16 protein-coding genes and 4 pseudogenes are annotated in these 12,718 nt (G+C 45.4%); 16 read left to right on the forward strand and 4 right to left on the reverse strand.

What is annotated here, in order from left to right; all coding sequences use genetic code 11:
* Window positions 1–61: 61 nt before the first annotated feature.
* Window positions 62–403, reverse strand: coding sequence for a MobC family plasmid mobilization relaxosome protein (locus tag VSQ62_RS04675; RefSeq protein WP_334633502.1), 342 nt, complete (start codon window positions 401–403; stop codon window positions 62–64).
* 423 nt (window positions 404–826) lie between these two features.
* On the opposite strand from VSQ62_RS04675, the gene VSQ62_RS04680 reads away from it, so the two are divergent.
* The 11 genes and pseudogenes from VSQ62_RS04680 (at window position 827) to VSQ62_RS04730 (ending at window position 7,715) form a co-directional block, all read left to right on the forward strand.
* Window positions 827–1,165 (forward strand): HTH domain-containing protein, encoded by a 339-nt coding sequence (locus tag VSQ62_RS04680; RefSeq protein ID WP_334633503.1) that lies wholly within the window; start codon window positions 827–829, stop codon window positions 1,163–1,165.
* Window positions 1,166–1,185: 20 nt separating this feature from the next.
* Window positions 1,186–1,515, forward strand: a complete 330-nt coding sequence (locus VSQ62_RS04685) for a helix-turn-helix transcriptional regulator (RefSeq protein WP_120412820.1) — start codon at window positions 1,186–1,188, stop codon at window positions 1,513–1,515.
* 179 nt (window positions 1,516–1,694) lie between these two features.
* Window positions 1,695–2,336 (forward strand): phage replisome organizer N-terminal domain-containing protein, encoded by a 642-nt coding sequence (locus VSQ62_RS04690; RefSeq protein WP_334633505.1) that lies wholly within the window; start codon window positions 1,695–1,697, stop codon window positions 2,334–2,336.
* 146 nt (window positions 2,337–2,482) lie between these two features.
* Window positions 2,483–3,310, forward strand: coding sequence for a PD-(D/E)XK nuclease family transposase (locus tag VSQ62_RS04695; RefSeq protein ID WP_334633506.1), 828 nt, complete (start codon window positions 2,483–2,485; stop codon window positions 3,308–3,310).
* A gap of 90 nt (window positions 3,311–3,400) precedes the next feature.
* Entirely contained in the window at window positions 3,401–3,601 is a 201-nt protein-coding gene (locus VSQ62_RS04700; RefSeq protein ID WP_334633507.1) for a transposon-encoded TnpW family protein, read from the forward strand.
* 15 nt (window positions 3,602–3,616) lie between these two features.
* Window positions 3,617–3,910: pseudogene (locus VSQ62_RS04705) on the forward strand (type IV secretory system conjugative DNA transfer family protein); the annotation flags it as partial.
* A 607-nt stretch (window positions 3,911–4,517) separates the two neighbouring features.
* Window positions 4,518–6,329 carry a reverse transcriptase domain-containing protein gene (locus tag VSQ62_RS04710; protein WP_334633508.1) on the forward strand — a complete coding sequence of 604 codons (1,812 nt, stop codon included), beginning with the start codon at window positions 4,518–4,520 and terminating at the stop codon, window positions 6,327–6,329.
* A 116-nt stretch (window positions 6,330–6,445) separates the two neighbouring features.
* A pseudogene (locus tag VSQ62_RS04715) lies at window positions 6,446–7,006 on the forward strand (type IV secretory system conjugative DNA transfer family protein); the annotation flags it as partial.
* Window positions 6,993–7,163: a hypothetical protein gene (locus VSQ62_RS04720; RefSeq protein WP_002569167.1), complete on the forward strand. Its 171-nt coding sequence runs from the start codon at window positions 6,993–6,995 to the stop codon at window positions 7,161–7,163. The pseudogene VSQ62_RS04715 and the gene VSQ62_RS04720, both read left to right, overlap by 14 nt.
* A 96-nt stretch (window positions 7,164–7,259) precedes the next feature.
* Window positions 7,260–7,520, forward strand: coding sequence for a hypothetical protein (locus tag VSQ62_RS04725; protein WP_334633510.1), 261 nt, complete (start codon window positions 7,260–7,262; stop codon window positions 7,518–7,520).
* A 54-nt stretch (window positions 7,521–7,574) separates the two neighbouring features.
* Window positions 7,575–7,715 (forward strand): Maff2 family mobile element protein, encoded by a 141-nt coding sequence (locus tag VSQ62_RS04730; protein WP_002586628.1) that lies wholly within the window; start codon window positions 7,575–7,577, stop codon window positions 7,713–7,715.
* Window positions 7,716–8,268: 553 nt separating this feature from the next.
* On the opposite strand, the gene VSQ62_RS04735 is transcribed toward VSQ62_RS04730, so the two are convergent.
* Window positions 8,269–9,237: a helix-turn-helix transcriptional regulator gene (locus VSQ62_RS04735; RefSeq protein ID WP_120425418.1), complete on the reverse strand. Its 969-nt coding sequence runs from the start codon at window positions 9,235–9,237 to the stop codon at window positions 8,269–8,271.
* Window positions 9,238–9,366: 129 nt separating this feature from the next.
* Here VSQ62_RS04735 and VSQ62_RS04740 point away from each other — a divergent pair, with 129 nt between their 5' ends.
* The 5 genes and pseudogenes from VSQ62_RS04740 to VSQ62_RS04760 all read left to right on the forward strand — a co-directional run.
* A complete protein-coding gene (locus tag VSQ62_RS04740) occupies window positions 9,367–9,825 on the forward strand; it encodes an RNA polymerase sigma factor (protein WP_162227806.1) in 459 nt (152 codons plus the stop codon).
* Complete coding sequence (locus tag VSQ62_RS04745; RefSeq protein ID WP_120425416.1) at window positions 9,797–10,009, forward strand: helix-turn-helix domain-containing protein; 213 nt, start codon at window positions 9,797–9,799, stop codon at window positions 10,007–10,009. The genes VSQ62_RS04740 and VSQ62_RS04745 overlap by 29 nt, the downstream gene beginning before the upstream one ends.
* A 30-nt stretch (window positions 10,010–10,039) precedes the next feature.
* The gene (locus VSQ62_RS04750) at window positions 10,040–10,444 is read left to right on the forward strand and encodes a winged helix-turn-helix domain-containing protein (protein WP_016288520.1); all 405 of its coding nucleotides are present in this window, start codon (window positions 10,040–10,042) and stop codon (window positions 10,442–10,444) included.
* Window positions 10,445–10,522: 78 nt separating this feature from the next.
* Complete coding sequence (locus tag VSQ62_RS04755) at window positions 10,523–10,822, forward strand: YciI family protein (RefSeq protein WP_016214548.1); 300 nt, start codon at window positions 10,523–10,525, stop codon at window positions 10,820–10,822.
* Between the two features lie 342 nt (window positions 10,823–11,164).
* Window positions 11,165–11,491, forward strand: a pseudogene (locus VSQ62_RS04760) (cysteine-rich VLP protein); the annotation flags it as partial.
* Here VSQ62_RS04760 and VSQ62_RS04765 read toward each other — a convergent pair.
* Both VSQ62_RS04765 and VSQ62_RS04770 read right to left on the reverse strand, forming a co-directional pair.
* Window positions 11,489–12,307: pseudogene (locus VSQ62_RS04765) on the reverse strand (recombinase family protein); the annotation flags it as partial. The pseudogenes VSQ62_RS04760 and VSQ62_RS04765 overlap by 3 nt on opposite strands.
* Before the next feature lie 135 nt (window positions 12,308–12,442).
* Window positions 12,443–12,616, reverse strand: a complete 174-nt coding sequence (locus tag VSQ62_RS04770; protein WP_002578908.1) for a hypothetical protein — start codon at window positions 12,614–12,616, stop codon at window positions 12,443–12,445.
* Between the last annotated feature and the right edge of the window lie 102 nt (window positions 12,617–12,718).

A 12,718-nucleotide genomic window follows, 5' to 3' on the forward strand; every position in this document is an offset into this window, starting at 1 on the left:
GGATTTGTATAAGAAATACGGTTGCTGCTGCCCTGTGTTTCAGCAGACATTTTGTTTTGGTCTACTGTTTCATGCATGGCTGTTTTGAGAGCATGGACTTTTGTGTATCCCACACTTTTTTCATCAGCTCCTTGACTTCCTTTACATCAGCTGCATATACGTTTCCTGTGGCGTTCATGCGCTTTGCTATCTGGTTCAGGTTGCCGCCGATTTTTCCGAGTGCGGTATTGTATTCCCGAAGTTCGGAATAGTCAATGTCATAGACAAAACCATACAAAATTTGGCGGCGCAGGAAAGCGGATTTGCTTTTCATGCCGGAGGCTTTTACTTTCTGTTCCAGTATGTACTGCTCATCGTCACTTAGATATATTTTTAACTCGTTTTTGCGTTCTCTGTTTGCCATTTTTATTGTCCTTTCTGTAATGGGATTATGAAAGGATTTTACACTATCTTCTATCCCGTTATGGGGGATATTCGTGCAGAAAAATGAGTGAAAAAATCAGAAATTCCGGCAGGACATTTTGTGATTTTTGAACGCAGAGGGGGTTAGGGGGAAACTTCTCCCTACAAGCAATTTTTTAAAGTTTCCGCTTTTGGGAAAATTGGAAAAATTCAGCCTGTGAGGGAACACAGGCAGTGCTTGCTATGACGTTATACCGACTTTTTCGACAACGCTGATAAATACGGGATTTATTCAAAAAAAGTCGGTATAACTTTTACCATTTTTGAAAAAATAACCCAACTTTTTTGAGGAAGGTAGCCATAGGGGGAACATTACTTTTTCTATAATAGTCACAGGAAATCAAACAGCGGAAGGAGGTGAAACATGAAGGACAACGCATTCCAGCGGCGGCGTGACATAGAGCGTATGCTGATGTCGGGGAAAAAGCTGACCACATCGGAAATGATGAAGATGTACGGTGTCGGCAGGAAAGCCATACGCAGGGATTTTGACATCATAGGCGAAGAACTCCCCGTTATCACAAAACAGGGATATGACGGCGGTTATCTCCTTGCGGACGGTGTGGGGCAGCACCAGAACACACTCACGCAGGAACAGTTGGAATGCTTGGAAAAAGTTGCTGTGACCTGTGGTTCAGAGGACAGGAGAATTGTTTTGTCAATCATACATGAATTTGGACCGTACTGTGAAAGTTTTACATAGAAAATGACGGGAGGCGTGGCATGGACACTGCACACCGGAGAATGGAAATCATCAGTATTTTATCCTCCAGAGGGCACACGACAATGAGGGAGCTTGCATGGGAACTGGAGGTTTCAAGGCGCACGATAATGAATGACGTTATCGTACTGTCTTTTGATTACCCTGTCTACACAAAGCCGGGCGAGGGCGGTGGGGTTTTCATCACAGAAAATTACAAGCCTTATACTAACACCCTCACGCTGACGGAACAGAAAACTTTATGCGGCTTATATGATAAAGCAGAGGGGAAAGAGAAAGAAATCCTTTTCCGCATCATTCACAAATACGGTGCGGACAAGCTGAAAATTTAGAACAAAAATATCAAAAACTGAATACATAATCCCACATATGATTCTGCAATTCTTCCCAACTGTTTGCAGAAAATGTTTTAAGGGATTTTGAATATTTATCATCAAACACAGCGCAAGGGCAGTCACAGACTTATGGGAAAAGTCTGGGCTGTCCTTTTTGTGCGTTTAAGGAGGCATTTATGGCAAAAAGGTATTACTGGCTGAAGCTGAAAGCGGATTGGTTTTCGGACAAGCGTATCAAGAAGCTGCGCTCCATAGCGGGCGGCGATACGCATACGATTATCTACCTGAAAATGATGCTGCTGTCGTTAAAGGACGAGGGGAAACTTTACTTTGAGGGCGTGGAGGACAATTTCGCTTCGGAGATTGCCCTTGCGCTTGACGAGGACGCAGAGAATGTGAAGCTGACGCTTGCGTTTTTACAGCGGCACGGGCTGATAGAGATTGGCGATGATGACGAGTACCAGCTAACGGAAGTGCCGACAATCATCGGTTCTGAAACGGCTTCAGCTATGCGTGTGAGGGAGCATAGGGAGAGGAAAAAACAGGCTGCCGGAAATGACAGGCTGTTACAATGTAACACGGATGAAACGGGTGGTAACAATCTGAAACAGGTTTGTAGCGTAGAGAGAGAGTTAGAGATAGAGAGAGATAAAGAGATAGAGAAAGAGGGAGAGAAAGACACGCCCGCCCCCGCCGCTTATGGGAGATTCCATAATGTTCTCCTTTCTGATGCGGAACTTGATGCTTTGAAAACAGAACTGCCCGGCAGATGGAAATATTACTGCTATCGTAATTTGGATATGCGTAAAGAAACTTAGTAAAAAGCAGTAGTAAAGTTCCAACTTGTTACCAACCATTACCATACTACAATCACAACAAAATAATTACACAGTGTCAGAGCGTATAGAAAGCTAAGGAAACTTTATGGAAAATTTAATTTTCAAAAGGCATTGTCTGATGTATAATGAAAACAGCGAAAGAAGGTGATATTTTGAGCATAACAGCGAATACTCATCAACAGGATTTAGAGCGTCTGAAATCGCTCCGATATATAGATGATGATTTTATGACTGTCTGCCTTGCAGATAATTATGAGGGCGTGGAACTGATACTTCGGATTGTTTTAGGACGGGAGGATATAATAATAAAGTCGGTTCGTACTCAAGAACTGTTGAAGAATTTACAAGGGCGTTCTGCTATTTTAGATGTCCATGCAATTGATAGCACCAAGAGAGAATTTGACGTAGAAATTCAAAGGTCAGACGCAGGAGCAGGTGCAAAAAGGGCAAGGCACAACAGCAGTCTGTTAGATGCACATATATTGAAGTCTGGAGATGACACAGAAAATATTCCCGACAGTTATGTTATTTTTATTACAGAGAATGATGTTATGGGCAAAAATCAAGCTGTATATCACATACAGCGGTATGTGGAGACCAATGAGGGAAATGAATTGTTTGGTGACGGTTCGCATATCATATATGTTAATGGGAAATACAGGGGCAATGATAAAATCGGCAAACTAATGCACGATTTTTCATGCACTAATCCCGATGATATGAACTATGAAGCACTTGCTAAAAAAGCAAGATATTTCAAGCAAGACGAGAAAGGAGTGGCGATCATGTGCAAAATTATGGAAGATATGAGGAATGAAAAAGCAAAAGAAGTTAGAATAGATAATGCGCTCCGTATGATTAAAGACGGAGAACTGCCATTAGAAAAAATAGCATTGTATTCTGGCTTGTCAGTTGATGAAGTCAAGGAGTTAGCAACACCAGTTATGGCATAGCAAGAAATTAAACAATCTTATAACAGCGTAAAGGCACATGGAATAGTAAATTGTAAACCATGTGCCTTTTTTTCGTCCAAAAGGAGGAACATGAGCGACAATATTCAGACCAACATCACAGGGCGATTAACGCCCTGTTTGCAAAAGAAGATTGATAAGACAACCTACTTAGTCGAGGTACATTTTTCTGATACCAGTACCCAAAACGTAAAGGACAAGCTAAAGCGTGTCATTCTCCACGATTTAGAGCATGGAAAACAAGGCAAGCCAAGAAAAAGTGATGAAAAATGATGAATATGTCCTTGACAAGTTGCAACAGGAAAGACCGCAAAAAGCATACTTATCTCATGCGGCGCGAGGTTAGCCCCATTCGACATTAAGGAGCTGCGGGAGCTTATGGAAACCGACGAAATGGAGCTTGACACCATAGGCGACAGAAAGACCGCCCTTTTCGTGATTATCAGCGACACCGACGACACCTTTAACTTTGTCGTGAGTATTCTCTACACACAGCTATTCAACCTCTTGTGCGACAAAGCAGATGATGAATACGGCGGGCGGCTTCCCGTCCATGTAAGGTGCTTACTTGATGAATTTGCGGTGCGCTCGTAAGCGGAACCCATTCGTTCCGCGCGGGCTTGTTTGTAATCTATCTTTAGCAAGATAGTAGGTTCAATGTGAGGGCTTCATTTGAAGCCTAATTCCTATCATCAACCGACTTATCCGAAAGGGAAACCCGACGGGGAGTATAGCATGTCGGCAACGGTGCTATTCAGCCAGTTATCAGGCTGTGAACGGGCATCAAGATGAAATGTCATGTATGAGGTTAAACAGCTACACTGCTTAAATGACAGCCAGAGGGGCTTTATCGTCAGCACTGACGGAAGATAGCTATTATACGTCAGGCAGTGCAGGGTGTACGCAGAGTTTGCGAACTGCGTCTACACATCACATTCCGCACTGACCAGCCGCAATAAGCGGAAAACGGCGAACGTCATAGCCGACAGCATGACACGCTTGTACAGACAAGCCTAAACGAGGATAGCCTAAACAGGAACGCTTACCATTTTAAGCTATGGCATACAGTGTCTGAATATCCTGCATGGCTACGGAGTCTCCATAGTAGTCCGAGGCGGTAATACCGTTCACATGGCGAAGGGAGACAGCTATACGACTGAAATAATTTAGGAAAGGTGTGTGAGACATCATGAGAAGTCCAAAGATTATTTTGGAGAATCTACAGAAACACTCGAAAGAGGAAAACTACAGGTATGAGAGACTGTACAGGAATCTTTATAATGAGGATTTCTACTTGCAGGCTCTCCAAAACATCTACGCCAACAAGGGCGCAATGACACCCGGCATAGATGGGCTGACACTCGACGGTTACGGTAAAGAAAGAGTGGAGCGAATCATCCATGCGGTGAAAGACCACAGTTATCAACCGAACCCTGTCCGCAGACAGTATATCAAAAAGAAAAACGGGAAAATGAGACCGCTTGGGATATCGTCGTCAGACGACAAACTGGTGGAGGAAGTCATTAAGATGATTCTTGAAAGTATTTATGACCCGACATTCTCCAACTATTCCCACGGTTTCAGACCCGGCAGGAGCTGCCATACGGCACTCTTACAGTTACAGCAGAACTTCACGGGTGTGAAATGGTTTGTGGAGGGGGATATAAAATCGTACTTTGATACGATAGACCACCACAGCCTTGTAAATATCCTGCGCAGGCGGATTAAAGATGAAGCCTTTATTGAGCTGATTTGGAAATTCCTGGGTGCAGGTTATATGGAGAACTGGGAGTACAATGCCACTTTCAGCGGCATAGCCCAGGGTTCTGGCATCAGCCCAATCCTTGCAAACATCTACCTTAATGAGTTTGACCGATTTATGCAGGACTACAAAAAGGGATTTGATAAAGGCACGGGCAGAAAAAGGAACAATGAGTACTCCAGAAAACAGTCATACCGCCAAAGGTGCAAAGCCAAAATCCGAAAAGAATGGGACGGCTACTGTGATACAGAAAAGCAGGAAGCAGTACGCCGACTGGCAGACTTAAAGAGGGAGTTCCAGAAAATCCCTATGGGCGACCCAATGGACACAGGCTATAAGCGGATACAGTATGTGCGTTACGCCGATGATTTTCTTATCGGCGTAATCGGAAGCAAAGAAGATGCTGAAAAGATTAAGTCCGATATTGGGAGGTTCTTTGAGGAAACGCTGAAACTGGAATTGTCTGCGGAAAAGACGCTCATCACGAACAGTGACGACAAAGCGAGGTTCCTCGGCTATGACGTTACGGTATGCAACGACAGTGCGCTGAAAAAAGCCAAAGGAAAAGGGACTGTTAAAGCCTACACCGGCAAAATCAAGCTGTACCTGCCAAAAGAGAAATGGGTGGGGAAGCTGTTAAATTACGGTGTGCTGAAAATCGTTTCAAGGGCAGGGGAAAAGGAAGTCTGGAAGCCGTTACAGCGGAACGACTATATTTTCCTGCCAGTGCATGAAATGGTGCGGAAGTACAATGCGCAGATTCGGGGGATTTACAATTACTACCGTCTTGCGAGCAATGTTTCCGTATTAAATAAGTTCCATTATGTCATGGAATACAGCCTGTACAAGACCGTTGCGGCAAAATACCGTATCACAATGACAAAAGCAAAGCTAAAATATACCAAAAACAAAGAGTTTAAAGTGCCGTACAAAACACAGAAAGGTACAAAGTATGCAGTCCTCTATAATGAGGGATTCCGCAGGGTGAAATATGCCCTTGGGAGTTATGCAGACATCATACCCGAATATGAGCAGATGAACAAGCCAAAAGAATTGTTTTTCAGATACAAGGCGAACGTCTGCGAAATGTGCGGTGCATACGTGTCAGCGGTCAAAGTGTATCAAGTAAAAAGTATGAGCGACCTTGATGTTAATACAGAATGGGGAGCGATCATGAACAAGAAGAAAAGAAAAACGCTTGTAGTGTGTGGAGACTGCTATGACAGAATCCATAAATAATTGTAGAGGATGTATAGTGGGGAGCCGTATACATCGAGAGGTGTACGTGCGGTTCCGGGGCGAGGGTTCGGAAACCTGCTGTCGTGAGGCAGTAAGGCGCCGGATTCTTAGCCTACAATATCGGGCAGATACCAAAGTTTGAAAAGCTCATTGCAACGATACGAAGCCGGGAAATATCTGCGTCAATCATCTTGCAGAGCCAGTCACAGCTAAAAGCAATCTACAAGGACAACGCCGATACCATAGTCGGCAACTGCGACACCACGCTTTTCTTGGGCGGCAAGGAAAAAACGACGCTCAAAGAAATATCGGAGATTTTAGGCAAGGAAACGATAGACAGCTTCAACACTTCCGAAACAAGGGGGCGGGAGCTTTCGCATGGGCTGAACTATCAGAAATTGGGAAAGCAGCTTATGACGGAAGATGAAATCGCAGTCATGGACGGAGGGAAATGTATCTTGCAGCTACGCGGGGTGCGCCCGTTCTTTTCGGACAAATTCGACATAACGAAGCACCCGAAATACAAGTACCTGTCCGACGCAGACCCGAAGAACGCCTTTGACATGGAAAAGCACCTTAAACGCCGCCCCGCCATTGTCAAGCCCGACGAGGTTTTTGACTATTACGAGATTGACGCGGCAGACTTACAGGAGGGCGCAGACCATGAGGAAACGTAGCGCAGAGGAAAAACAAAAGCAGCTTGAACGGTTTTTAATGAATGTTGCGGAAGCCGCCGACGCTGCATTATGGGAGTATTGGCGGGAAAAGGAAGCGGAACACCGCCGTTTTGCAACGGAGTATGTCACGCGCCGGGGGCTTATCCCGCAACAGTGACAGCATGGCAGACCGCCGGGGGACAGGGGAAGCTACACTTCCCCTACGCTGCCTGGCGGCAGCTACCCCTTTGTGAACTTGCGGGAAGCGAACACCTTGCTACGCAAGCTATTCACTTCCCGCAAGTCTGAAAAAAACGTCCGGCAGCACAGCAGGACACAGAAGGGAGCGATTGAAGCAATCACATCTATCCATACCGGCTACATGATACGCGCCCCCACTTTCCGGCGCAGTACACAGCGGCAGGAGCCGCACCCCTTACAACTGAATACCGCCGCGCCGCAGGACTTACGCAGCGCGGGGACAGCCGCCTTTACCAGAGGGCGGTTTTTTTATGCGGCGGCGACCATACGCTGACCGCCTTTTGTCCGCTTGCCGGACAGCCGCAGACGCGGCAGAAAGGATATATTTATGGCATTTTTCAATAGCGCAGTAGACGTTTTGCAGACCCTTGTTGTAGCACTTGGAGCCGGGCTTGGTATCTGGGGCGTAATCAATCTGATGGAGGGCTACGGCAATGACAATCCGGGCGCGAATGCTCATGTACGGTAAAGAAGCAAGCAACCGAAAACAAGAGATAGACCGCCAGCACCACACTATTCCGAACCAAAGAAGCCAAAGACCAAAAGACAAACATTATGGAAATGTGCATAACAGGCTATGGAATCATGGATAACTCTATTCACAGCACATGGAAAAGCTAAAGTGCAGCTTTCCCACGTCCTGCAAACAGAGTTACCCACAATTCCATGAGACAGCCAGTTATACACATTCCCACAAATCCAAACTTATATAAAATCCAAACTTTTCTGAAAACAGCTTGATAATTGGGGATTCTTGCCGAAAAAAGTTTGGATTTCGTTTCACAAAGTACAATACTCCAATTATGACAAAATGCGTAAAACATTGCTATTTAGCTCTGTTTCAATCAATTTATTCTCATTTCTGACAAGAGAAGTACAAAACAAAATCCAAACTTTTATATCAGAAAATGCCTTGAATAAAGGATTTACAGAGGAAAGTTTGGATTTCTTCTAAGTTTGGATTTGTGGGAAAATCCAAAAGTTTAGATTTTCCCACAATGCCGATGACGACGGAATCCCTCTCATTCATTCATACTTGTTTCCAAACTGCAATAATGCTGATGTAATTCATATATTTTTTGCTGCATTAGTTTTATTAGCTCCAATGGTGCTAACACAGTGGCGTTGTTCCCAAATGGCAATATATAATCGGCAACCCATTCTAAAGCTGCATGATTTATTTCCATGTCGATTATCCCGCCGCCCGTTGGAAATGTTGTTAATCCGCTTGCAAGTAAACATTCACTTTCACAGCGTTTAACGCCTATATCCGTTAGTTGGATTTTCATATGGTAATCATTCCTAACATCTGTTTTTTCAAGATATTCTTGAATAGACGTAGGAATAGGGTATTTCCCTTTTGGATAGGGCTTTTCCTCTATGATTTCTTTAATACGGTCAACCCGGAATACTCTGATTTGATTTGCCGTTGTACAATAGGCGGGGCAATACCAAAGTCCATTCATAGCATATAAGCCGATAGGTATAATTGTGCGTGTACTTTCAGAATATGTTGACGAATACCGTATTGTTGCGGCATGACGGTTTATCACAACAAGGAACATTGATTTAAGTAATGGCGAATCGCAATGTCTGTCTGGAATCCAAAATACTACCTTGTTTTGAATCTGCGTAATACTGTTTTGTACATCTAATGGCAGACAATTCAAAAATTTTTTTAGGACGGATATGGTTTCCTGTTCAAACGGCAAGTCACGGTGATATTGCAAGGCTTGACAGGCAAAGAAAATAGCTTTTGCTTCGCTTTCTGAAAAAGCAATAGGCGGCAAAATGCGTTCTTTTAAGATATGATACCCACCCGCCGCCCCAACTTCGGAGTAAAGAGGGAAACCAGCTTGTTCCAATTCTTGCAAGTCACGTAGTATGGTTCTTTTTGATACGGAAAATTCATTTGCCAATTCGCCTACAGTAAAATCTTTTTTTGCATTTATTGTTATCATCATCTCGATAAGCCGTTCTGCTTTTGACATTTTTGAACTCCTTTCCGAATGGTGACAGCCCTTGTCACTATTCTATGATAAACTATCCATGTACCAAATGCAATATAGCATTAAAACGAAACCATGCACGCCCCATGTGGGAGAAAGGGGGAATCATTTATGGCTTGTACAGAAGCATACAAAGAACATATCATGTATACGTTCAACGGCTTTTGCAAGACCGTCATACGCTTTGCGGCTATCAACGCATGGCGTGACAGGAGCAGACGGCGACAAAAAGAAATATCCCTTGAATACCTCACAGAAGAAAAGTTTTACCCTTTAGGCACAACAGACGAATATTTTGAAGCACCCTATGAAGAATACTCCATTACGATGTGCGGTCAGACAGTTATCCTCACCAACGGAAAACTTGCCGCCGCCCTGTTAGCTCTGCCGGAGAAAAACCGGGAAATCATTTTCCTTTACTTTTTCAGGCATTACACACAGCGGGAAATCGGGGAAATGTACGGACGCTGCCGGAGTACGACCGGGTATCAAATCCATAGGACTTTACAACTCCTGCATAAAGAAATGGAGGTGCTTTCACATGGGGAATCCGAATCTTTTGCCTTATGAAACGATTGTCCGGGCGACCAGCGGAGAGCCGGAAGCCGTGGAAGAGGTTTTACGACATTACAGCAAGCGTATCCGTATGGCAGCCCTTGAAAATGGTCATATAGATACAGACACCGAGGATAGCATAAAACAGCGGCTTATCTCTGCTTTGTTCCGTTTTCGGTTTGACGGACAGGCTACATAATGGGAGGTGATATTTGTCGGGAAAATAGTCATGCTTACATTCAATGGCACAGAAGAAAAAGCGATTGAAAAAGCCATAGCTGGCCTTGCCCATATAATACCGCTGGAAGCCATGCCGCCGCCGCACTTCCCCACACTGATTTTTCCAGGATTGGAAATCAGATTACACCAACGCCGGGTACTGAAAGGCGGGGCAGACATAAATCTCACCCGTTTAGAGTATGGCGCACTCTGTTGCCTTGCCACCAGTCCGGGGAGGGTATTTACAAAGGCGCAAATCTTTGAAACTGTATGGAGCATGGAAAGTGAAAGCTGCCAGTCAAGCGTTGCCAATGTAATTTGCAACTTGCGAAAAAAGATAGAGCCGGACAACCGCAAGCCTACCTACATAAAGACCGTTATAGGCGTGGGCTATAAGTTTGTTTCCAGAGAATGACAGACAGATTGCTATTGCCGGATAAATATAATATAATACCCTCAGTGAATCCCCATAGAATGTAAAGGAGAAAATCGTATGGAAAAATTGATGTATATGATGATGATTGAGAAAAGCAAGACCTATAATAAAATGACAAAACAGGTAGTTATGGAACACGTTGAGAACATAAGAAAGCTGGACGATGAGGGAAAGCTGGAAATCTGCGGTGTCTTTAAAGGCTATCCGGGAATGGCAGGTATGTATATCCTAAAAACAGAGAGCCGTGAAGAAGCAGAAGAAATTTGCAAAGCAGAGCCGCTGGTTATGGGAGGATATGCAACCTACAAATTGGTTGGTTTGCAGATTGCAAACCGGGAAAATAATTACTTGCTGTAATTGCGAAAAGGAACAACACTGGGGCAAATTAAATCCGGCTTATTTGTAAACTGAATAACCGCCGCTACATGGAACGGCACACCAAGACAGGAAATCAAGAAAAGGTTTCCTGTTTTTTTGCGCCCATTTTTGGCATTTTGAAAAATCGCCAGTATTATGCCGTGCAAAGGGGATAGAAAGAAATTTCCTCTCCCATTTGGCAAATACGCAAGCTGTCCGTGGAGGGCAGGCAAAGAGAAATTTCCGTAAATCTCCGCCTATTCCGGCTTGTGTGGTGTTGTAAGGAATAAGGGGAAATTTCCGCAAATCAACGTCCATTTTGCATTTTGCAGGTTTGTAGGTATCAGAGGGAGAAATGTTTCCGCAGCTTGCAACTACGATAACGGCAACTGTATCCTGCTGGATAACGGCGAGCCTTGCGTATGTGTGCAGAGTATCAGCTATTCTCTTTTATGCCGCTGGTTCATTGCCGCCGTGCTGCCGCTGGACGGGAAACTGGAAGCCGCCCTACTCCACCGGGCAGACAGGAAACGCTGTACCGAGTGCGGCGGGTATTTTCTCCCCAAGTCAAACCGTGGAAAATACTGCCCGGACTGCGCCGCAAGAGTGCGCCGCCGGAAAGAAGCCGAGCGTCAGCGGAAAAGATACCACCTTTCTACGCATTTAGGCTTTATTGACGAGCTTGCGGGATTTATAGGAGAGAGTGCCGCTTTTGCCCTGTACCATGTTCCCGATGTAGACCTCGTTGCGGACCATGTTTTTTACCGTCTGGTCAGCCCATTTGTGGTTGACCCTGCGGGGGTCGCTCTGGCCCTTTCGCTGGTAGTACAGCACACCGGGCGGCTGAATCCCTTCTTCATTGAGCGCCACCGCGATGGCGTGAAATCCCATGCCTGATGCCCGCATCTCAAAGATACGGCGGACAACCGGCGCGGTTTCCTCGTCAATCACCAGATGGTGCTTATCCAGCGGGTCGCGCCGGTAGCCATAGGCGGGGTAGGTTCCCATGAATTTTCCGTTTTCGGCACAGGCCCTCTTGACCGCCTTGACCTTCTTGCTGGTGTCCCGGCTGTAAAACTCATTAAATAAGTTCAAAAAGCACATGACATCGGTGCTTCCGTTGTCACTCATGGTGTCAATGCCGTTGTTCAGCGCGATGAACCGGCATCCAAGAGAGGGGAACAGGTAATCCGTATATTGCCCAAATTCGATGTAGTTGCGGCCAAAACGGGAAAGGTCCTTCACCAGAATCACATTGATCCGCTTGGCCTTTGCGTCCTCGATTAACCGCCTGACGCCTGGACGGTTGAAGTTCGTGCCGGAGTATCCGTCGTCGATATAGACATCGACCTCATTCCAGCCGCGCTGCCTGACATAGTTTTGAAGCAGCAATTTCTGGTTCTCAATGCTGACCGATTCCCCATCACGTTCATCGTCGTTACTTAACCGGCAGTAGATGCCCACGTTGTATGTTGTATCCATCATCTTTCTTTTACCTCCCGACCATCTCAGAATCCATACCTCGTGCGGCAAAATGGCTCCGCAGGTTTTACCCTGCATGAATATCTTACCGGAGAATCCACCGCCGCGCAAGGATACGGCAGGCCGCGAGGCTTTCTGTTATTTGGAACCGCTGGCAGCTGGAATGGCTTCCGACATGGCGCGTCTGACTGCCAGCTGTTCCAGCGTCTTTCCCAGGTCCTTTTCTCCCGAAAAAAAGCTGGTGACGCGATAAATTGTTTTCCCGATCCGCACCTCTTTGTAGGAGCTTGTCGGGGTTGTCTGTTTGGTCATAAAGACGCACCTCCGTTCAAAAATTGTTTTTGCTCTATGGTTAAAAAGCAGCCGTATCGAAAGATAAGGGCAGCGGTTGCCGCTGGATACCGTCCGGTACGG

The sequence above is a fragment of the Sporofaciens sp. JLR.KK001 genome (genome assembly GCF_036941055.1).
Classification (GTDB): domain Bacteria; phylum Bacillota; class Clostridia; order Lachnospirales; family Lachnospiraceae; genus Sporofaciens.